This is a genomic window from Massilibacillus massiliensis (genome assembly GCF_900086705.1).
GTDB classification, from domain to species: Bacteria; Bacillota; Negativicutes; order FLKF01; family FLKF01; genus Massilibacillus; species Massilibacillus massiliensis.
Genome location: NZ_LT575483.1, coordinates 175,161 through 196,839 on the forward strand (window position 1 = coordinate 175,161; position 21,679 = coordinate 196,839).

The 21,679-nt window shown below is 33.2% G+C and carries 27 protein-coding genes and 1 pseudogene; 3 read left to right on the top strand and 25 right to left on the bottom strand.

The features are described 5' to 3' along the window. Positions 1–54: 54 nt before the first annotated feature. The 9 genes from BN6559_RS00860 to BN6559_RS19130 all read right to left on the bottom strand — a co-directional run bounded on the left by BN6559_RS00860 (position 55) and on the right by BN6559_RS19130 (position 3,998). Positions 55–327, bottom strand: a complete 273-nt coding sequence (locus BN6559_RS00860; protein ID WP_110952983.1) for a hypothetical protein — start codon at positions 325–327, stop codon at positions 55–57. After that, entirely contained in the window at positions 327–593 is a 267-nt protein-coding gene (locus BN6559_RS00865) for a hypothetical protein (RefSeq protein WP_199883653.1), read from the bottom strand. The genes BN6559_RS00860 and BN6559_RS00865 overlap by 1 nt, the downstream gene beginning before the upstream one ends. After that, complete coding sequence (locus tag BN6559_RS00870) at positions 562–1,089, bottom strand: hypothetical protein (RefSeq protein ID WP_110952985.1); 528 nt, start codon at positions 1,087–1,089, stop codon at positions 562–564. The genes BN6559_RS00865 and BN6559_RS00870 overlap by 32 nt, the downstream gene beginning before the upstream one ends. 157 nt (positions 1,090–1,246) lie before the next feature. Then, on the bottom strand, positions 1,247–1,813 hold the full coding sequence (locus BN6559_RS00875) for a helix-turn-helix domain-containing protein (RefSeq protein ID WP_110952986.1): 567 nt from the start codon (positions 1,811–1,813) through the stop codon (positions 1,247–1,249). Positions 1,814–1,894: 81 nt separating this feature from the next. Next, positions 1,895–2,098, bottom strand: coding sequence for a helix-turn-helix transcriptional regulator (locus BN6559_RS00880; RefSeq protein WP_110952987.1), 204 nt, complete (start codon positions 2,096–2,098; stop codon positions 1,895–1,897). Between the two features lie 43 nt (positions 2,099–2,141). Further along, positions 2,142–2,327 (bottom strand): helix-turn-helix domain-containing protein, encoded by a 186-nt coding sequence (locus tag BN6559_RS00885; RefSeq protein WP_110952988.1) that lies wholly within the window; start codon positions 2,325–2,327, stop codon positions 2,142–2,144. Positions 2,328–2,746: 419 nt separating this feature from the next. Next, positions 2,747–3,139 carry an antA/AntB antirepressor family protein gene (locus tag BN6559_RS00890; RefSeq protein ID WP_110952989.1) on the bottom strand — a complete coding sequence of 131 codons (393 nt, stop codon included), beginning with the start codon at positions 3,137–3,139 and terminating at the stop codon, positions 2,747–2,749. Between the two features lie 110 nt (positions 3,140–3,249). Further along, positions 3,250–3,630 carry a Rha family transcriptional regulator gene (locus tag BN6559_RS19770; RefSeq protein ID WP_110952990.1) on the bottom strand — a complete coding sequence of 127 codons (381 nt, stop codon included), beginning with the start codon at positions 3,628–3,630 and terminating at the stop codon, positions 3,250–3,252. A gap of 221 nt (positions 3,631–3,851) precedes the next feature. Further along, positions 3,852–3,998, bottom strand: coding sequence for a Rha family transcriptional regulator (locus BN6559_RS19130; protein ID WP_199883654.1), 147 nt, complete (start codon positions 3,996–3,998; stop codon positions 3,852–3,854). A gap of 600 nt (positions 3,999–4,598) precedes the next feature. Between BN6559_RS19130 and BN6559_RS00900 the strand changes: the two genes are divergently transcribed. Then, positions 4,599–5,837: an IS256 family transposase gene (locus tag BN6559_RS00900; protein ID WP_110952991.1), complete on the top strand. Its 1,239-nt coding sequence runs from the start codon at positions 4,599–4,601 to the stop codon at positions 5,835–5,837. Positions 5,838–6,517: 680 nt separating this feature from the next. On the opposite strand, the gene BN6559_RS00905 is transcribed toward BN6559_RS00900, so the two are convergent. The 4 genes from BN6559_RS00905 to BN6559_RS00920 all read right to left on the bottom strand — a co-directional run bounded on the left by BN6559_RS00905 (position 6,518) and on the right by BN6559_RS00920 (position 9,504). Continuing rightward, complete coding sequence (locus tag BN6559_RS00905; RefSeq protein WP_110952992.1) at positions 6,518–7,756, bottom strand: DEAD/DEAH box helicase family protein; 1,239 nt, start codon at positions 7,754–7,756, stop codon at positions 6,518–6,520. Between the two features lie 87 nt (positions 7,757–7,843). Then, entirely contained in the window at positions 7,844–8,086 is a 243-nt protein-coding gene (locus tag BN6559_RS00910) for a hypothetical protein (protein ID WP_110952993.1), read from the bottom strand. A gap of 235 nt (positions 8,087–8,321) precedes the next feature. Continuing rightward, on the bottom strand, positions 8,322–8,582 hold the full coding sequence (locus BN6559_RS00915; protein WP_110952994.1) for a hypothetical protein: 261 nt from the start codon (positions 8,580–8,582) through the stop codon (positions 8,322–8,324). A 148-nt stretch (positions 8,583–8,730) separates the two neighbouring features. Next, a complete protein-coding gene (locus tag BN6559_RS00920; RefSeq protein ID WP_110952995.1) occupies positions 8,731–9,504 on the bottom strand; it encodes a helix-turn-helix domain-containing protein in 774 nt (257 codons plus the stop codon). Positions 9,505–10,022: 518 nt separating this feature from the next. On the opposite strand from BN6559_RS00920, the gene BN6559_RS00925 reads away from it, so the two are divergent. Both BN6559_RS00925 and BN6559_RS00930 read left to right on the top strand, forming a co-directional pair. After that, the gene (locus BN6559_RS00925) at positions 10,023–10,616 is read left to right on the top strand and encodes a helix-turn-helix domain-containing protein (protein WP_110952996.1); all 594 of its coding nucleotides are present in this window, start codon (positions 10,023–10,025) and stop codon (positions 10,614–10,616) included. A 353-nt stretch (positions 10,617–10,969) separates the two neighbouring features. Next, positions 10,970–11,716, top strand: coding sequence for a PDZ domain-containing protein (locus BN6559_RS00930; protein WP_110952997.1), 747 nt, complete (start codon positions 10,970–10,972; stop codon positions 11,714–11,716). Positions 11,717–11,893: 177 nt separating this feature from the next. Here the strand turns inward: BN6559_RS00930 and BN6559_RS00935 are convergent, their stop codons facing one another. The 12 genes and pseudogenes from BN6559_RS00935 to BN6559_RS00995 form a co-directional block, all read right to left on the bottom strand. After that, positions 11,894–12,457 (bottom strand): KilA-N domain-containing protein, encoded by a 564-nt coding sequence (locus BN6559_RS00935; RefSeq protein WP_110952998.1) that lies wholly within the window; start codon positions 12,455–12,457, stop codon positions 11,894–11,896. 324 nt (positions 12,458–12,781) lie between these two features. Beyond that, positions 12,782–13,012 (bottom strand): annotated as a pseudogene (locus tag BN6559_RS19465) (transposase); the annotation flags it as partial. A gap of 67 nt (positions 13,013–13,079) precedes the next feature. Next, positions 13,080–13,238, bottom strand: a complete 159-nt coding sequence (locus BN6559_RS00945; protein ID WP_110953000.1) for an antA/AntB antirepressor family protein — start codon at positions 13,236–13,238, stop codon at positions 13,080–13,082. A gap of 258 nt (positions 13,239–13,496) precedes the next feature. Beyond that, positions 13,497–13,805, bottom strand: a complete 309-nt coding sequence (locus BN6559_RS00950; protein WP_110956216.1) for a zinc ribbon domain-containing protein — start codon at positions 13,803–13,805, stop codon at positions 13,497–13,499. 1,284 nt (positions 13,806–15,089) lie between these two features. Next, positions 15,090–16,205, bottom strand: coding sequence for a hypothetical protein (locus BN6559_RS00960; RefSeq protein WP_110953002.1), 1,116 nt, complete (start codon positions 16,203–16,205; stop codon positions 15,090–15,092). 360 nt (positions 16,206–16,565) lie between these two features. Continuing rightward, on the bottom strand, positions 16,566–17,660 hold the full coding sequence (gene aroB / locus BN6559_RS00965) for a 3-dehydroquinate synthase (protein WP_456060531.1): 1,095 nt from the start codon (positions 17,658–17,660) through the stop codon (positions 16,566–16,568). Then, complete coding sequence (locus tag BN6559_RS00970; RefSeq protein ID WP_110953004.1) at positions 17,644–18,168, bottom strand: shikimate kinase; 525 nt, start codon at positions 18,166–18,168, stop codon at positions 17,644–17,646. Before BN6559_RS00970 ends, aroB begins: the two co-directional genes overlap by 17 nt. Before the next feature lie 6 nt (positions 18,169–18,174). Continuing rightward, positions 18,175–19,320 carry a chorismate synthase gene (gene aroC / locus BN6559_RS00975; RefSeq protein WP_110953005.1) on the bottom strand — a complete coding sequence of 382 codons (1,146 nt, stop codon included), beginning with the start codon at positions 19,318–19,320 and terminating at the stop codon, positions 18,175–18,177. A 50-nt stretch (positions 19,321–19,370) separates the two neighbouring features. Then, on the bottom strand, positions 19,371–19,958 hold the full coding sequence (locus BN6559_RS00980) for a type IV pilus inner membrane component PilO (protein ID WP_110953006.1): 588 nt from the start codon (positions 19,956–19,958) through the stop codon (positions 19,371–19,373). 2 nt (positions 19,959–19,960) lie between these two features. Further along, on the bottom strand, positions 19,961–20,500 hold the full coding sequence (locus tag BN6559_RS00985; RefSeq protein WP_110953007.1) for a PilN domain-containing protein: 540 nt from the start codon (positions 20,498–20,500) through the stop codon (positions 19,961–19,963). Then, a complete protein-coding gene (gene pilM, locus BN6559_RS00990; protein ID WP_110953008.1) occupies positions 20,497–21,411 on the bottom strand; it encodes a type IV pilus biogenesis protein PilM in 915 nt (304 codons plus the stop codon). The genes BN6559_RS00985 and pilM overlap by 4 nt, the downstream gene beginning before the upstream one ends. Continuing rightward, positions 21,395–21,670 (bottom strand): late competence development ComFB family protein, encoded by a 276-nt coding sequence (locus BN6559_RS00995; RefSeq protein WP_110953009.1) that lies wholly within the window; start codon positions 21,668–21,670, stop codon positions 21,395–21,397. Before BN6559_RS00995 ends, pilM begins: the two co-directional genes overlap by 17 nt. Positions 21,671–21,679 lie beyond the last annotated feature (9 nt).

Below are 21,679 nucleotides of genomic sequence, written 5' to 3' on the forward strand. Positions count from 1 at the left end.
AACTTCCTTTTCTTTTAACTTCTGTTATCTAAAAAAATTAAACTTGCTATTTATTCACCATGTTTGATAACCACCCCACTTACGAGTCCCATAGATTATTGGGATCATTGCAGTGGCATCGATAGAATTCTGAAGGGCATCAAAGTTATATGTCTGCGCTGCTTGTTTGTCTTTGTGTGTCGCGCCCCATATAGTACCGACTAAGGATGCACCATAAAGTCCACCGACAATTGATGACGTTGTCCCAAATAATTTCATCCCCCAATGACCAGAACCCATAAAAAAACCAGCAACAGTGAATATCTTTTTACCTGTAGATTTAGACATTATAAATCACACTCTTTCCCTTTAATTAATTGCGGTAACATATTTGTAATTTCAGAACCGCCTAGCTGTTTATCCATAAGTATTTTTGCGATTTTATCTGAAAGTAAACCATTTGTTTCTCTATCGTATGAATTGAAGATTTTTTTATATTTACTATAGAATTCCTCTGGCAAGAGCTTTGTGGCTAACATGAATTCTATCTGAAAACTTTCTTTTAGTTTTAAATACTGTTCATCATTTAAATAACCAATCTGCATCATATTCATATTTATAGTTTACTTTTATATAATTTGCTCCAGCTTCTTGCCTAACTTTATGACCATAATATATATGACCAACTTCATGAGCTAAAACCATGAGGTCATATATATTGCTTACATACTGCTTAACACATACAGCATGTACATTATGTTTCTCATCCATTAAAAAATTAGTTCCATCTGTTATTTTTCCACTAACCTTTTGCGACGCCGTTTCCCCTGTTATTTCCCCATAAAGTTCAATTGGAAATAATACAAATTTTATCTTTTTCTCTCTCATGCGGTCTAATATATATTGAAATATATCATAATATTTTTCTAGTACGTAAATGCATCCGCTTGAGTTCACTTTAGGTAAACTGCCTTTCCAATCTTCAGTCCAACAATATTTTTTATACCTTGTATTCACTCTAGGACTGCCATAGATAGGGAATGACTGTTCTTTTAATCTTTCTTCATTGCTTTTTATTTTTTTTGATATCTTCTTTTTAAAGCTACCCACATACTCACCTTTCTCTTTTTCATTTTATAATGGTCATGTCTATCAAGTTTCAATTTTTGAACCTTGATTTTACTGGCTTCACAGGGTCTAAAATGTAGCAAAAAAGGCTTTCACGATAGAAAGCCTTAATACCCGTTTTTTTGGACAAAACTAGCTTCTATTTGGTTGCTAAGAAATTCAATACTCGATGCATAATCTTCTCTGGTATTGGGATTTCGTTCTTTTCGATTCTCCCAAGTTGTGACCTTGATATTTTCAATAATTCGGCTAGCTCAGTCTGGTTCATCCTGTGCAGTTTTCTATGTTTCTTGATGGAACCAGCAAGATCTTCAGGCATGTACATCATAAGTTTATCGTTATCGCAGCAATCACACATTACATTGTGTATATTACTGGCGTAAAGCATTTTCGTATATCCACAGTCACAAATGTATCTAAAGTTCTTACCTTCTTTGAGATTTTTAATAATCGTCTTGTATTCAGTTTTGTTTACCTCTGTTTCCCCATCTTTATAAAAGCATATGATTTCTAATGCACCACATCCAGGGCATTGCTTTCCGTTCTCATTGTCTCCTGTAAAAAGTTCTCCACAGGAAGCGCAGACATATTTAAAATCATCTGTCATACTATTATGTATGGATTCTCTTTCACAATCACATTCTAAATACCATCCATCCAAATCTTTAGTTTCTTTTCCACATCTTTTACACTTATGTTTAAGCACTTTCACATCAACCCTTTACAATAAAATTTAGTCCTCTTTCACCCGCTTTCTTTAATTCTGACGATCTCAACTTTGAGTTCGTTAAAGATTAACCCCGGTAAATAGCCTGATTCTTACTTTTTGTTCGTCCGTAGGATTTATTTTTCTGTTTTCAATTTTGTTCAATGTTGCTCTATCACAATCTATTAGGCATGCTAGTTCTCCCTGAGTAAAATCCTTAGTTAATCTCCATGCTATGATCGGATGAGTACCTTCTGGAATGACAAGAGGTTTACGTTTGGGCATTAATTATACTCCTTTGTTAATTTTCTTTATAGCTATCGAAAAATTAGGATTCTTTGGTTAATGTATAATCATTATAAAGTTTACGCATACGACATAAAACATTATCAGAAATATCAATGTCGTTTCTTTCTATTCGACATAAGTATGCAGCAGATACTTGCAACAATGCTGCTGCTTCTTTTTGAGTAAGACCTACCTTCATTCTTGCAAGCCTAAAAGTGGTTTTCATCTTTAATGCCTCCTTTCATTGTTAATTAAATTTATAAAATGGACATAAAAAAATAACCCTCGACAAAAAGTCGAAGGTTATTTTTGACCCTTTCGGGTCTCTATATGAACGCTATTTAAAGCGTTATATATACTAGATCATCCTGCATAATATATGCAATTTTTAATCGTTTTTGCAAATAAATTTAGAAAGTTTTTTAAATTTTGTACTCCTAAGTATGTAACTTAAAAACCCTTACATAATATATGCTTTTTTTAGCATTTTTGATAACCACTTTTTAGTATTTTTATCATTCTTTTTTTGCATGATATCATAACCAAAAGTAATACATAAGTATAAACCCAGTAAAATCAATGGTTCTAGCCATCTGTAACTGTCATACTATTTTTCTATGATCACTTCTACACGCTCTTGATCTATTACTTTTTTTGAGCAATAGCTATGCAGTCGCTCCGTGGTATCATCTTGGTTTCCTGTGTCCTACCCATAGAATCGATGACGGGATAACTCATCCCCCCATGACAATGAGCTGAAACAGCCTTGTGAGGCTCTTTGTATTCTAGTTCTTTCGCCATATCAATCTTGAGGATGTGATCCAGTAAACTTCGCTTTACTTCCCTGACTCCTTCAAATCGAACTTCGTCATTTTTGACGGAGTTGAAATCAATACCTTCGGTAAATCCATATTCACACATACGATCAAACCATTTTGTATATTGGGTACCGATTCCTAAAAACTCATGAAGCATTCTCCCACTAATGATTTGTTCTTGACTACTATTGATTTCTACCTTTAATAATTGGTTGTCCATTACATTCCCCTCTCAATCAATTTTAATCCACCTAACGCTCTATTTGGGGCGTTTTTGTGTTTTACATATACAATCATAAGCACACTCACTAGTTTAAGACATAGACAACTCTACAGAAAGCCATCTACTTCACTAGTATAAATTTTGTACATGCTATGATAAGTGCTACCATGGTTGCCATTTGCAAGGTGTCGCCAAAATTGGCGTAACCTTATATAGTCAATATTTTTAGAAAATCTATAATCGCACGTATGATTAAACCATGTAGTGTAGGTAGGTAGTGTGAAGCCATCACGGTTCATGAGATAAGCTTTCTGTGGTCTTCCATAAGAATCTGACATTGATGTTTCGAAGAACATCAGTCCAAAATTGGGCACATCTTCTTGCATGTCTTTAATGTCTCTAAGTACATGTTTATGTTCTTTCCCAAAATCTTCTGCTACTTTTCTACTTGATGTTACTGGTTGTTTTGAGGATGTACGTAAGTTGATTTAAAGAATAGGTCAGCCGAATTTTCGACTACCCCAATGGTTTCTTTAATTGAATCCAACACATGCTTATGGAGTTTCAAAGAATAGGTTGGCTGACTTTTCAGCTTACGAGAATTTTAGGGTTTCTCTTACCATTAGTAGCAATGTAGGCTGACTTATGAAATAATAGAGCCGAATTTTCGCTGATGAGATTTTAATGTATTGAATCATTGTAGCTTGAATTATAAAATAGTCAGAGCGGAATTTTCCGCCTTGATAATTTCACGGATATTTTCCAATACATCTTTATGTAGCTTCCCAAAATCCTCTGCTACTTTTCTACTTGATACTACTGGTTGTCCATTTTCAATTGTCACTAAATTGTTCAAACGATTGTCTCAAAGAAAAGATCGGCACAATTTTGTGCTGTACTAAGAATTCTTGAATTTTATCTAATTTATGCTTATGTTGTTTCGAATAACATTGAATTCAGACTTGAATTTTCTATTTGACCTGAGGTAAACAATGTTTCCTTCAGCTTTTCTTCATCTACACTTTTTAACATACGACTAATATTATAAGAACCCTCATATCTCTAACCGACCGCTATAAAATATCGGTAAGCCACCAAGGGTGTAAACATTGTTTACTACCTTTTCAGCCGATCTTATAATCTTTACAATGTTTACTAGAACATTATTATAATCTTATCAAATTGTATATTTATTACAGACTAAGTATCTCTAATGTATAACATTGGAATACCCATGTAGTGCCACGTAGTGAGTAATCATGGGGAAATCAATGATTGATATTAAATTGTCTTAGGAACACATGTTAGGAGTTACGCCAACTGCGGTTGGCGACTCGCTATGCTCGTGCAAGGACGTTTACTCGGGAGTGTAAAATAATCTGTGTAAGTATAAAACTTGCACAGATTATTTTAATATTGGATAATAAAAAATATTAAACACGAAAAGGACGAAAAAATGGCTAGAAAAAACTCTGAACAAGAACAGCTTGCCCAAGAAATTATTGCAAAATATCAACCAAAATCTGTCGAAGATATGCAAAATGCCTTAAAAGATATTTTCGGACCGATGTTCCAAGCAATGCTAAAAGGTGAATTAGATCACCATCTTGGTTATTCAAGTAATGATCGTGGTGAAAAAGAATCCTCAAATCGTCGTAATGGGTATTCACAAAAAACTCTTAAAAGTTCTTTGGGTTCTATTCCAATTGATGTTCCGCGTGATCGTCAAGCGACTTTTAAGCCACAAATTATACCCAAACATAAAACCAATGTATCTGACATTGAGCAAAAAGTTTTAGCGATGTATGCGCGTGGACTCAGTCAACGAGATATAGCCGCAACGATTGAAGATATCTATGGTTTTGAAATATCTCATGAACAAATTTCAATCATCACAGATAAAATATTAGAAGAGCTCGATCAATGGCAAAAACGTCCCTTAAATCCATTCTATCCATTTGTTTTTGTCGACTGCATGTACGTGACAATTCGAAAAGATTATGAAGTTAAGAGTTGCGCAGTTTATACGATTCTTGGGTACAACATGGATGGTCATAAAGATATCTTAGGATTATGGATCAATGAAAATGAAAGTAAGCATACCTGGATGCAAATCTTCGATGAGCTCAAGGCTAGAGGAATACAAGATATCGGATTCATCTGTATGGATGGATTGAGCGGATTAGAAGATGGAGCTAAAGCAATATTTAAAGACGTAAATGTACAGAGATGTATCGTGCATTTAATAAGAAATTCTATAAAATATGTTCCAAGTAAGGACTATAAGGGATTTACAGCCCAGTTAAAGAAAGTATATGGAGCTTCAAGTTTAAAAGCGGCAATTGCGGAATTTGAGCGATTTAAAGTGGCGTGGGCAAACTATCCTGGAGCCGTTAGCGTATGGGAACGGAATTTCTCACATATAGAGCAGCTTTTTAATTACGGTAGTGCAGTGCGAAAGATTATGTACACAACAAATGCCATAGAAAGCGTGAATTCAAGTTTCCGAAAAGTGACAAAAAAAGGAGCGTTTCCAAATGAAAACGCCATACTGAAAGTATTGTATTTACGAGTTACAGAACTTTATAAAAAATGGCATGATCGCCCAGTTCTCAATTGGTCTATGGTTCGAAACCAACTTTCAATTGATACTAGGATTCAGCCGATTTTTCAAAAATATGAACAACACTTTTAATCTTGTTACACAAAATTCTTGACACTCCCCGTTTACTCATAATAAAATTAAGGCTGTTATATATACTTATGTATTACCTTAGATATTCCTTTGTGTATCTTTGTAACTCATAGATTAACTTATGATTGTCCCCGAAGGGGTTATACATAAGAATTGCTATGTAATACAAAGTGATTCAAAGGATTACCTAAGGAGTATCTTAAGTGTTCTTTGGTAGGTTCATAACTTAACTCAATATATTTGATTAATCATAACCGAGCGTAGCGATGGTTATCGGTATGCGTTAACGCATACCGTATAGCTTCGTTTCACTTGCTATAGATTTTATATTTACTTATGATTCAGTTCCTTAATAAAATACCAAGGATTACCCTAATATCCTTTTAGATAATACAATAATATTTCAATGATAATCCGCCCTTGGCAGTATTGCATTGTATTTCTATTGTTATATCTAAATGTTTCTAGGATTAACCTTGGTAGTTTATGTTTTCCTTGAGTTAAAATTTTAGTTGTACTTGATATATTTCTATGTTCTTCTATGTATCTCTTATATTCTAATACCCGCACCCCTTCAGCCCTTATATTTCGCGGGGTCTTTGAGCCATTTGGAAGGTTTGACCTTCCAATAATCATTATCAATTAGCTCCGATACTCAGAAACACTCTTTTGAGGATCTCTTACGATGCCTTTTTAGGTTCGATTTTACGTATGCCATAATCAACATCTAATGTGTTATCAAGATAAGCCTTTAATAAATCCCTCATGCGCTTACTTGGAATGTACACATATATCTTCTTGCCGTTTCTTATCGCTGACCTCCATAGAAACTGTATCATCTCTGATAATGCCCATAAATCTTCATCGACCTCAACACCATGAGCCTTAAAGTAATCATTCTTTAACACTGGGCGTATGAAGCGATTACAACAATAGGCAACATAAGTTCTATCGGCATATTTGTTAGTGCTTCGGCAATTACATTCAACAAAACCTTTGGCATACCCATCACCCTTCAGCTTTAATTCAGCACTTTTAAAGCAAGTCCAAATAATATCATTTGATTTAGCTTTATTAATATGTATAAAGAAATTTCTAATATTGTTCTTAAGTGCTTTCAATTTGGCTTTATTCTGTGGTTTATCTTGCCAGCTCTTTGATAATGCGGTTGACTTGTCTCCTATATCATTGAGACTCCCATCATATATATCAATGAGCCCCTTAAGATTGTTATGTGTTGTAAAATCATGCTCACCCAATGAATATCCTTGCTTTACATCATGCTGCACCTTGAAATACTCATAATCAATCTGCTTTAAATCGAAGTAATATCTTTGGATTTGCCCTGCAAATAAGTATGTGAGTATATAAACTTCTGAGAATTTCTCAAACATATCTACAGGGAACGTCCATAAGAAAAATGCATCACTATATACCATGATTTTATTTAACTTTGCCATTTTCTTTATGTCGCTGAATTTGCCTCCCTCATCTGGATATTCTTCATTAGTCCACACCAGGTAACCATCATTGACTGTAGCGAAGTTAGCTAATATGACTTGTACGTCAGCCTTTGCCATATGTAAATCAATAACAACATCAAAGACTTCATCGAGTATTAACGTATACTTATTGGCTTCTAACAAGGATTTTACATCATCATCAACACGCTTAAAGCATTCATGAGTCGCAGTAATGCTTTGCCCTTTCTCTAATGCACTCTTAAAATCATTTACCTTGTTTCCCTCTTTGGCAAATTTGAAATTAAGCTCTGGACATTTAGGAATTATTCTATCTTTGATTTCATTGTTGTATGGTGTAATATACATAAATTTCTTTTGTGGATTTTGGTTCATGTACTGTATTGCCCATTCGGTTTTTCCACTCCCCATGATGCTATCAATTACTCGGATTGCCATGTACTGCTATTACGCTCCTTTACGAATTTAATATTTGTTTGTATTCCCTAGTCAGCAGAATTTTCTTCAAACATATCATAAATAAACTCAAAACATATTAACTTTATAAAAATTCGTTGGTGATGACTTTGGACGCTCCTTGCTGCCCTCATCAAACCACTTGTCAAGAGCCTCTCTTTTGAACAGTATTCTTTTGGAACTCACTTGTTTCCCTGGAATCAGACCTGCATGAAAATCTTGTAGTAATTTTTGATAACTTATAGTCCCTTCAAAGTAATCTGTGATTGCTTCTTTAGCTGTAAACATTGATCTTTCTTTGTTATTTTCCATTGTCATCACGCTCCTATTTTTGCTTAAATTTTTAGTATGCTAGTATCAACATGCTTTTCTTTCATTCATGCCCTTGTTCTTGCACTGCTTGCTACAATATGCACAGACTGTTCTTTTGTCTCCAAAAGACGCATCTAGATACTCATTCATGACACACTGACCTTCATCAATTTTTACAACTTTCCCCTTATTCTTTATGGATATATTAGACAAAAATTCAGAAGGATATTTGATTTTATATTTCACGTTGCTTAGGTGGCAAGGCTTTTATGATATTCTGCATAAGCTGTGCTATCTCTTGTAAACGCTCTTGCTCACATATGATATCCAATGGATCTAAAACATTCTTTATATACAATTTGGTAGCTGTTTTGTAATTCTTTGAGTCCTGTCTGGCTTGCTCATAGTGGGCATCAATATTAAGTATATTTTGTAGTCTTGAAGTGGATACTGAGCCCCTTAGATAATCTTGTAAATATTGCTCTAGCTTAGTCAAGCAGGCACCTCGATCTTATTTATTACCGCATGACCTGCCTCATGTATTGCCGTAATGTATTCCATATCGTACATATGTTTTTTCCTTTCATTATTGGGCGGGTTTTCTCCCGCCCGTTTACTCTTTACTTTATCGCTTTATCTGCGAATTAACTAATTTTCTCCTTTAGAATTGTACCCATCATTTGTAATTTTTTCTGCATCCCCATATTCTTTATTAAAAGATTGTAACCGCATTCAATGCTTCTTGCTCTTTTACAAGGTCTCCCTTCTTCAAAATTTGTCAAAGATGTACTCGAAACACCCAATGTTTTAGCAACATAGCTTTTAGTAAGATTATTCGACTTACGATATTGGCGGTACAACGCTCCTGTTTTAGCCCATTGTGGGGTTAAATATTCAATCATTTCTTCTCTACTTGTTGCTATTGCTCCTTGTAATAATTCTTCTGGATCTTCTATTGGCATACACTCATAGTAATTAATAGCTAACAATTTATATGTAAAATTATCATCTTTTCTGTAACCGTTGTAACACTCATAAATTGTATCAAGCTGCATTTCTAGTTCTTTCAGATTATATATAGGACATGTTTCAAATAAATTACCATCCAAACTACTATCTTTTCCTTCATATTCCCACTCAACCAATATCATTGGTTCTCCTTGCTCCAATAATTTTCTAGGGGTATCTGTAGGTATACAGTTGTAATAATTAAGTTTTATTAATTTATATCCGCGTTCTATACGGCTACGGATCTGTTCCCACTCAGATCCTAGATCTCCCATACACCATACGGGTTGTACACCATATAAGATATCTTCTTTGTTTCCAACTTTTTCATGCTCCCATTCTACTAAAACCATTGTGTTGTCCCCTTTCATTTCTTCTGTTGTTGTATTGTTTAAAATTGTTGTATTCATATTATTGAATACCTCCTTCTCTTGTGTAGGTTATAGCTATGCCTTCTTCTAGCCATTTCTATGTTTTCTACCTATTGACTTTAGTGTGTAACTTGGGTATACTATCAATAGAATAATTTGCATGACACACAAGACTATGTAAAAACATAGTTATTTTGTGTTTAGTTGCTTGTGTTTCGGGACATAAACAACTAAAAAGGTAAATATTGGGTGATACATTTCAAGGCGGTTGCTGTAATGCTATCGTCTTTTTGTTTTTCCTAAAAATAGTTATACTCCTCCTATTCTGTTGTAATAATGGTCTAGTATATTAATCTACTAAAACTCTTACACTACTCCTTTCTACGAAGATATCATAACACAAAGATTAAGAAACCTAGTAAAACCTGATTGAAATATTTTTACTATTACAAAACAATGTGCTATAATCATTATATTACACATATATTACAAATCAGTCAAGCCTATTTTAATATTTTAGTAATATATATGTAATATTAATTAAGGTGGTGTAATATTTGGAAAAGAAATTTCAAGGGAATACATTAAAACTATTACGAACATATCAACATCTATCAACAACTGACCTATCAGAAAAAACAGGCATATCAAGAAATCAATTAACATTATTAGAATCTGGAAAATCATCAAGACCACGCTACAAAACTATTGAAAAAATAGCAGATGCATTGTCAGTTCCTATAAAAATTCTATATAAATCATTTGACGAAGAGTCAAAACTAATTGAGCACTTAAAGATTGTTGATGAAATATTATCTGGTGACTCTGACAGAGCGGATAAGGCCATACTTAATGTAGAAACGATTTTACGAAACTGCGAGAAACATGAGCTGAAAGAAGTTGAGTTTCGATTTCCTTGCCCATTTAACCCTAACGATAATTATGACCTAGCAATAGATTATTATCATTCAAAAGCTAAAGAAGAACAAGAAAAGCTTTCTTTTATGCTTCGTATGCTGAAATCAAAATACAACTTGCCAGACGAAGGCATAAAAGAAATTGAGAGATTAGCTGAAAACATTGGACTTTTAAAAGAATATGTACTCAATATAAAAATTTCAAAAGAATTATATCTTGATGTTATTTCTTAGTAACGAATTACAGGTTACTTTTTATTTCCACCAAAGGATGTCGTATTTTGCAACTCCCTTTATACTACCTATGACCTTTTGAAAAGCATCAAAATTCACCCTTGATTTTACTGGCTTCACGGGGTCTAAAATGTAGCGAAAATACCATTTGCTTATGATTGTACCTAAATGGCGATTCTGGTCATTCTGCTATGTATTTGACCTTTGTAACATTCTACGAAAATCAATGTCCACTTTATAGATTAAAAACAAAGTAACCTTACTTAGCTTTAATGTAAAAAAATAGAAGGAGATTGTCATTATTGGACGAATTATGTCTATTGTGGGTGAAAAATATAATGAGGTGAACAAATATGTTAAAAAGAACGCTGTCTATTCTATGTATTGTTTTTAGTTGTATGTATGCAACGGTATTTGCATCATCAAATATTGTGATTAATGATGTTGAAGCCAAAGATGTTAAAAATTTCATAATGGAAAGAATCGCACTCAGTAATTCTAATGCAATAATCGAGCAATCTAGCGATAATAATTTAGTTTTATTAAACACACACACTGAAAATGCAGGTCTATTTGGTCAATATACTTGGTCATATGAAAACAGATTAGGATTCGTTTTTATACAGAAAGATCGTGATGTTATTGTATCTATTAGTGAAACATGTACTACGCATGCACCTAATGGGGCAATTACAGTTCAACCAGTAGGTGTAGCAAATACTCAGTTGCCTATGTTACAGAAAATAAAAGGATATTTCAATGGCATATATTTACTGGGCTTTGATGTTAATAGAGACAAAAAAGACGGTGGTTTCGCAATTACTAGCATTGAACCTTTTGGTGTATTTGAAAACGCGGGAATCAAAGTTGGGGATATTATCATGAAGGTTAATGACGTTAAACTAAAAAAAGATAGAAATAGCGGTGCTATTGATCAATTGTTATTCGATACAACTAGACCAACAACACAGACTTTTTTAATTAAACGTGGGGATGTTGAAAAGCTATATACTTTAACATCTGTGTTTTCACCACCTCAATTCAAAAAAGAAACTAAGGTAGCAGCAGATTCAAACGTACCTGCTGCTATCAAGAAGTAAATAAACTAATATCCACCGTTTACCGTTCATGGTAAGCGGTTTTCTTTTGTATTTAAATGTCCTTTTTGATTTGATATAGTCTAAACATTGTTTATAATCTAATGGACTTAAATACCCTAATGCCGAAGGGGCGTTAAAAGGTGCTCTATAGGCACCTTTACTTTTTCAGTTACAGCATTAATAGAACTGTCCCACTTTTGCAGATTCTCCAATGATTTCAACATTGATTGCATTGGCGCACTTAGGAAATACTCGTGCATCATCCCCATGTTTCCCAAGTGTACTATTGAATTGATTTGTAGTTGCAATAGCATTCAATCGATGTTCGATCCAGTCGGGTGTTCTACCTTGCTTAGTCCATGTCTTAACTGCACGTTCATGGCTACGGCTAATACCAAGTTCTGGGTTAGCATCTTCTTCGAGTCTTTCAAAGAATACCTGGTTGACATACATATGTAATTCTGGTGACAGGTACTTGGCATACGCCAGTGCAATTTGAGGATGTGCGAAGGTGCCTCCTGTGCGTCCACGTTTGGTGTTTAAAACAGTATTCACAGTACTGTTTTCTGCTTTAACTAGTGTTTTAATAAATTCCTGACTTGCTTCTTGGCTAATCCAAAATCTTACCTGTTGGTTAGGATTCTTTCCGCTTGCTTTCCATAGGTCAGTCATTGATACTCTGTCTTTGTCATCTACTCTTATTTTTGTACTGTTGAATTCTAATGGTTGTAGGTTGGTCATAGGTAAACGCAATTTTGCGTTTAGTAGTTACCAAAGTGACCAGCACGGAGCCGGAAAATCGTTTTAGAGAATCCAAAAGTGGATTCTCATTTTTTTTTGCAGTTGCTTAAGATAAAGAAATCATGAGAACGCAGTTTTGCGTTTTCTAAAACGATCTTCACAAATGAAAATCTAGATAGAACACAGTTCATTATTCCCATAAATGTGCAACACCAATAATATCGGGTTCACTCTTAATTGTTTTTTACAAGTACTAATGAAGAAATCGGTGAGTCCAAAATTGGACTGTCCTAATATTTCCATATACCCCTGAATATCTCTCAGTAGCTGCTTATTTTGTTTTCTTAAAGCAATTAATTCTTTTTCTTCAGGGGTTCGGTTGTCGGCTTCTTTAAAAGAGCCGGTTTTATTGAATTGCTTTACCCATTTATGAAAAGTTGAAGCTGTTAATTCATATTCGCGAATGATTTCACTCGCTGGTTTACCACTGGCATGTAAGGTTACCATTTGTTGCTTAAATTCTTTTGTGTATTCTCGTCTAATCCGTTTTTCCATATCACTGCCTCTTTTCTTTTTTCTATTTTAGCAGCTCCTTAAAAAAAACTGTCCAGTTTATTGTAGCCTATCCACCCCACCAGTCTATACATTCTGTATAGTAAATATTGTTTTCTATGTTCTGTTTTGCCCATCTTGAAAATTGGCTCTTGTTCAGCTCTAGAAACTCATATAATTCTCTTGCTGTAATCTTGCCATCTTCTGAAATCTTAATTAGTTGATTCATTGTTTCCTCCTTTTGATTGACTAAAGTAAATCACTTTTCCTACACACCAAAGTGACGGCAACTGAACTTTCATACGCTAAAGTAATACCCGCCCCTATTGCTCACAAAGTACCCGCTTTGGAATCAGCTCATTAGTGTCCAGTACTTTCGCTCAAATTTGCGCTAAAGTCTACATCGGTACTTATGGGCGGGTATCAGTACTCCTCACTTCAGGTAACTCAATAAAAAAAGGAGCGTCATTTTCGACGCCCCATCAATTTAAATTTGATTATACTTTTTTTCATATGGTGATAGTGATCTATGTTTCTCCTCTGGTAAGTCTCTACCACAATATCTACAAACCTTTGCGTCTGGCTTTATCATCTCAGCACACAAAGGACATTTCTTCATGCCATCGTCTAGCATTGCTTGTTCATTAGGTTTGATAAGGATAGCATGTACTAGGGCAATGATTGAAAATGTAAATCCATACAGCCACCACCAAAAGAAACTTCTACCTTTTGATCCTGCAATATAACTAACAATACAACCTAAGATAATTCCTTGCATTAAAACTAGCCATTCCATTATTGACACATTGACCACCTCATTATTTTTATATTGTATCCCAAAGGGATGAAGTTATAGAAAGCACTAAAATTGAGCCATGGTTTATAAGGCTTTACACTATATAAAATGTTCAAAAACAATGGGGTATGATAGAAAACCTTAGTCCCCTTAATTCTGGACATTTTATCACCTGGCTTTCATAGTAGTAGATCATTGATAATAAAATTTCTCCATTTAACTTCCCATATCCTGCCAAGACAATTTATATATTTACAAAATATATTATGTGGGACAGGATAGAATGGTATTTAAGAGATTTTGGTTTACACATAAGTGTGGAAAGAACAGAATCCTTATTTTACGGTGGATTAAGTTAAAATAATACTATTGCTTTACTAATCAATGTAATAAATTAAGTCTTGAGGTAATACCGCAAGTCCGGATAATCCTATACTTGCATTTGGAATAAAAAAAAGACACCCCATTTCTAATGTGATACCACAAAATATATAGATATGAAAGTTCAATATATCCAAAAATCAGCCCTTATAAATCAAGGCTTCACACCCTCTAAAATGTATCAAAAATGCTTTTCGCTTATAATTGTATCAAAAGCATAATTTTGGTCATTTTAGCTATTAAGGCACCTCAGAAGCTTATAGAGCGTTTTCCACTGTTTTTCTTACTTTATAATCGTCCACTAATGGAAAATCACCATCAAAAATGGCGTTATTTATATATACTTTTACCTTGACAAATAATGTTATAATCAAATATAGACGTACTGAAACGGAAGCGGTTTGCTTAATCTGCCCTAAAAGGCAGGTGTTGCCAATGGATAATATAATCATGATACTTATTATGATTTTTTTAATCCTTGCTGTAACGCAAAACAACCGCTAACTCCCTCGAAAAGTTTTAGCGGTTGTTTTTCTTAAAACTACTCTATACTTTTTGCTAGGCGAACTGTTTCCAGTGCGTCTTTATATATTTATTATAACCACAATATTAATAAATATCAATATGAATCCACAAAAAACAAAGCAGGGCTAAATTATAGCTCTGCTTTTCTTATGTCATAACGATCTGTTAATAATAACTATTATTGTTTGCCCACAAACTCTCAATTTGCCCACAAGATTTCACTAGTTATATTCTGGTTAATCTCAGGTGAACCCTTGATAACGCGGGCTATACCGCCGGTAAGGAATTAAAAGAATTTCTCTTTTTCACCTTGCCCCAAAGACTGCTGTTCTGTTGTTTTACGCGTTAAGACTAACATATTTAATATAAAATGTCAAGCTATTCATTTATCTCTGCAAAAATATCATCCATTGCCGGGCGTTCTTGTGACAGTCCAAAAGTTTCAATTATTAGTTGATCAAGTGTTAAAATTTGATTTTCCTCTTCCACACAACATCGTTGCAAATTTTTGAATAAAAAATTAAACAATTTAGGTGTTACTTCTTCTGCTGCTATTTTAATATAAGCTGCTCTGATCCATTGTGGAAACTTCGGAGTTTGTTGTTTAAAAAAATTCGACAATATATTAAATCGATATTGATGATCTGATAATGCAAAATCACGTTCTTCCATCTCTACTTCATTAAATATGTTCGCACACACCCATTCTTTTTCTACTAATTTATTGCATATTTTTTGTCGGTCAGTTGCTACATATTTTTCAATTATAATTGCTTCTATTGTTTTTGTATGCTCTTTATTATGAAAAAAGCCCATTAACTTCTCTATATCGACTTTAGCTTGATCAGATAAATATAGATCTAACGTATCTTTAAATAATTTATATAGATCTAAACTAATACCTACATCGCGTAATACGTATAATGGATTCATGTAATAATGTCCCTTTATATCTAATCGTATAATCCCTTTTACATCCATCAATTTTATAAATGCTCTAGTCCTTTTCAAACATAAATCTATAATATCTGCAATATCATGAATTGATACACAGACTAAACCTAATCTCGTTTGTTTTACAATGCAATTATTTTTATCAATATAATCAATCAATGCAGTAATTCTTCCTAACGTCATGTAATCAACCTTTTCTGCATCAAATTTGCAAATTTCCACTAAGGTTGGTCTTGGTTTATTTCTTGCGGACATAAATATTTTAGCAAATTTGGTCGAACCGCCAAACACTTTATACTTTAACTTATCAGAATCCCACATATTGAATTCGTGCTGTTGATTTATAAAATATTCTTTGCTTTTTTTATTTGACTGTAGAACTCCAAATGAATTGTTATTTTTAGTAATTATTTTGTTTTTTACCGATGCAATATTTTCAAACTCATTATAAATAGATTTTTCAATTTCTGCTGGATTAAGTATCGGATTTGTCTGCAAAACTTCTAAAGCTTTTTCCGTTATAAAATCTTCTAAATTCATTTTATATCATCCTTCTTAATTGCTTTATTTAGTTTTATATTCCAATTCAGATTTTGTTGTCATCCTTATATTTTAAAAATATTACTATAGAAATTTAAATACAGCTTTATCTCTTGTCTCGAACTCTACCTAAAGTCTTTATCATTTTAAAAATTTCTACCTTATAAATAAAATCTTTTCTCTACTATATTCGCATTAAAATGCCGCTTTAGTAGATTAAAGGATATTAATAAATCCAGCTCATTACATTCTATACCCCCGGCACAAAATTGTTCCTTAAAAAGATTTCTTAGCACTACATTGTACCGTTGAAAACAAAAACAGGGCTAGCCCTGTTTATATAAATTTAAACTACATTATTTATTCAATGATTTCTTTTAATATATCTTTTACTAATTCATCAGGTACATTATTATGTACTATTACACTACCAATATGATTGATTAAGACCCAATTTATTTTACCATTGACGGCTTTTTTATCTCGGAACAATATTTCAAAAATCTTCTGTTCAGAACAACCTACAGCCTTTATCGGTAAATGAAATTTCTCGATTATAGCAGAAACTTTTCTGACAGTTTCTATTTCTATTAAACCGAGTCGATGACTTATTAGCACAGCCCCAAACATCCCTATCGCTACTGCCTCTCCATGATTATATTTCGTATAGCCAGTAACATTTTCGATAGCATGTGCAATCGTATGTCCAAAATTCAAAATAATCCTTGTCGATGATTCTTTCTCATCTTTACTTACAACATCCGCTTTTATTTCACAGGAACGTGCGACGATATGCGCCATGACTTCTACATCTAGATTAAGAATTCGATCTGTATTGTTATCAAGATATTGAAAAAAATTCGCATCTGCAATCATGCCATATTTAATTACTTCTGCAAGCCCAGTGTAAATCTCACGTTTTGGCAAACTACTTAAAACGTTTAAATCAATACATACTAGTTTGGGCTGATAGAATGCACCAATTAAATTTTTTCCTAAAGGATGGTTAATTGCCACTTTTCCACCAACACTCGAATCAACTTGTGCCAATAGACTAGTTGGAAGCTGTATAAAAGGTACCCCTCTCAAATAGGTTGCAGCAACAAATCCGGTTAAATCACCAACCACGCCTCCTCCCAGTGCAAAAATCGGAGATTTTCTATCTAAACCTAAAGTTATCACTTTGGTATAAATCGCCTCAACAACTTCAAAGCACTTAGCCTTTTCCCCTGCATCAACGATAAAAAATTCAACTTTTAAACCAGCTTTGGATAAAATCCGAATAATTTTTTCACCGTATAAAGGAAATACATTATTATCACAAACAATGAAAGCAGTATCAGAAAAGTTAAATTTTTTTATACTATAATCCAGCTTATCAAACATGGATTCTCCGATTCTAATATCATAACTAGTCTCCGGCAAATGTACTGTTACACTATGCACGCAACTCATCTCCTCTCTTAAGAAATCTAATAATTTCATCTACAACTTGCAATGGAGATAATAGACTGGTATCAATCATACACTCTGATTGCTTATATAGATGTGCTCTATCATTTAATAAATCAATAATTTTTTTTCGTTTATCATTTTGATTTAATAAAGGTCTTGTATTTTTTCTCCTACTGGTTCGTTCTAAAATTACATCAACATCTGCTGTAAGTGTAATAATTATACTATTTTCCTTTAGTGCCATTAGATTCTCTTTCTTTAATACAACTCCACCGCCTGTAGAAATTACAGCACTACTAAATTTCGAAACTCTGCGAATTAATTCCACCTCTTTGTTTCGAAAATATATTTCACCATGTTGAACAAACATATCTGCTATACTCATTTGATTTTCAGCTTCAATTTTGCTATCCGTATCAATAAAAGAATACCCCAGTTTATTGGCAAGCAATTTTCCTGCACTCGTTTTTCCTGTTCCCATAAATCCTATTAAAACAATATTTTTCATTCCTATTCACCCATTAATTCTAGTTATATAGCTTTTAATTGTACTCAATAAATCCTCCATACAATCTCCACCAAATTTTTGCAATATTGTTTCTACCAAAACAATAGCCACCATAGCTTCGCCTACAACTGAAGCCGCCGAAACTGCACATACATCACTACGTTCAGTATTTGCGGATACAGCTCTTTTACTTGCAATATCTACTGAGGCGAGAGGTTTCATCAAAGTTGGAATAGGTTTCATAGCAGCTCTAACCAAAATGGGTTCTCCATTGCTCATTCCCCCTTCTATACCTCCCGCATGATTGGTATTACGATAGTACTGATTTAATTCATTAATAAAAATTTCATCATGTGCTTGGCTCCCTAGCAAATTTGCATATTCAAATCCTTCTCCAATTTCAACTCCCTTAATTGCCTGAATTGACATCATAGCCGCTGCCAAACGAGCATCTAACCTTCTATCCCATTGGATATGGCTCCCAATCCCCTCCATCATACCAGTAACAATGACTTCAAAAGCTCCCCCTATTGTGTCGCCGCTCTTTTTTACATCGTCAATTTTCATTTTCATTTTTTCTTCGGCTTTTGGATCATAACAATTTAATTCTGTATCTTTTTTGTTGAAAGCTGCAAAATCAAGATTTGTTTTATCTATGACCACACCACCGATATTTACGACATGTGAAAAAACGTTAATACCACAAGAAAGAAGTAAATTTTTAGCTAAAGCACCAACGGCAACTCTTATCGCCGTTTCTCTAGCACTCGCCCGTTCTAAAATATCACGAATATCTTTACGCCCGTATTTACGAACTCCGATTAAATCAGCATGTCCAGGTCTGGCTGCAGTAACCACAGGTCCAGTCGCTTCACCAAATGCAGACATTTTGTCCTGCCAATTTTCCCAGTCTTTATTTCTTATTCGCAAAGTAATTGGATCTCCTAAAGTTTCTCCAAAGCGAACACCAGAAATTATTTCAACCTTATCCGTTTCAATTTTCATCCGCCCACCGCGTCCATATCCTTGCTGACGACGCGCTAAATCTTCATTTATCAAGTCAATATTTATTTTTAATCCCGCAGGAATTCCCTCTACGATTGCAGTTAGACATTGTCCATGCGATTCTCCAGAAGTTAAAAAACGAAACATACATCCACCCCACCCATTTTATTTTTTTAATAAACAATATACCTGCTTGTCTATTCATCGACTCTAAACTCAATATTTGACTGTTCTTTCATATTATTTTTTAAAGCACCATACGTATAGAGATTCAGTTCTATTTCTGTAATTAAAGAATCTTCTACGGTTTTAATCACCATTTTATTTATTGTATTAAACCGCGCTAAACTTTCCAGCTTCTTTAAAAATATAAGTATTTTACTATAATCGCCTTTAATTTTTATATCTAATAATAAATATCTATAATTATCTTTATCAATTGTATTTTTGGGTTTTATGAATATTAACTCTACTTGAGTTTCTTCTGAAATTTTTCGTATATCCATAAGAAAATTACTTAAATCGTTTTGACTAGGGAGTCTTTTATTTGCACTCTCCATTTTCTGCTTTATTTCCTGCTCATACTCGCTTATATCAGGATGCTGTATCGTAAACTCTTCTATCCTACGAACTTTCTGCTCGTTTTCTTGTTTAATATTTCCTAATTCAAAGATTTCGATCTGCTGCAGATGATAAATGTAGTTATAGAATGAACTAACTATACAACAAATTATCGTAATACACAATATTAATTGATATTTTAATTTATAATTTACTTTATTCATGATCAAAATTCCTTAAAATAAACCATAATTTCAAATGTTGTAACATCTGCCCCGGCTATAACATCAGTCTTATTTTCCGAAGTTATCAATGAAACATTTTTAAATAGCACATCTTCTTCAAGTTTTCTTAAAAAAGCAGCTAACGATTTATAATTGTATGCATTTCCTTTTAAAACTAAATTTGTCTCTTTCAATTGCAATTCTGTTAACCATACATTTTCAACAACTACGTTGCTTAAATGAACTAAAATTGCATATTTTGATATCGTATTACTAGTTATTCCTGCAAGAATATCATTTTTAATTTCTAATTGCTTAACATCTGCTTCTATTCTATTTTTTCTTTCCACCGTATGATTCAACAACGTATACTGTTCATCACCAGATTTTATATGTTGTCTTAATGTACTAATTGCAAATTCTCCTCTTACGTACACAAAAAAACATAATAAGATAGTCAAGAAAACAAGTTTAATAAAAAAATTTTTCATCAGATACGTAGTGCATCGTTTTTCTGGTGGCAATAAATTAATTTTTATCATACATCGAAACCACGCTTAGCTGCAGAAATTGCTGTTAATATTTCTGCAGAAAATTTCTCTATATGTCTTTTATCAATAGAATCTATACAATCGATATCTTTAAAACAATCTATTTTTTCAACCAAAAGATTTGTATGTAATTTTAAATTTTCTAAAAAATCTATAGTCAATATATCCCCGTTAATGTAGATTGTATGTGGTTCAATTAAACTCTCTTGCATTTTGCACCATTCCATACTTTGCATGACTGCATTTACGACTTGTTCCGTAGAATCATGATTAACCGTAGTTATCTTTGACGGAATATGCTGATGAAAAACAATAATTTTTATAATATTTTCCTTGACATCCATGAATAAACAATCAGGATTGGATATAATTCTGGCCAACGAAAAAGAAGTACTCTCTATTGCTAAAATATTGATATTCATTTCTTTCATTATTTGAACAATACGATCAATTATGGCCTTATAAGCTGCTACAGCTAAAACAGTAGTAGTTTTAGCATTTCTTTCTTTATTCAAAATAAAAAAATCATAATAATATGTACCAGTTTCAAATGGGTTCAATTGATCAATTTCCCATTTAACAGCTTCTTCTATTTCTGTTTCACTCAAATTTGGTAAAATCAGCTTCTTAATAAAAACATTCGAGTCTTCAATAGCAATAATTGCAGCTTTACTTTTTACACCCCAATGCGTAATCATAGTTTGTATACTACTTAATAAATGACTTCCTAATTCATCCATTAGCTGCTCTTTTACAAAAGCCGTTAGAACTGTTTTCTTATTATGTAAACTTAATTCTACTATCTGGATACTACTTCCTGTAATATCAATTCCCATTACACGTTTATACGATGGTATAATAAAACGTTTTATTACTGTTATCAAGTTATCTGAGATCAACATGGTGAGGATTATCCCCTACTATTTTGATAGCTCTCCCAAGGGCACACATAATATTCACTTCATTATTTTTTTCATATAATGCAATATTGGTATAGATAGATCCTTTATCTGTTGATACATAATGCGGTTTTAAGTTATTTAATGCCAGCATAGCTACATCGATTCTACATTTATCACATTTACAAATCTTATCATCACTATTTATCATTTTATCTAAATGCTTAAATACAAATTCTTCCATAACATTTTTAATTTCCATATTAACAAA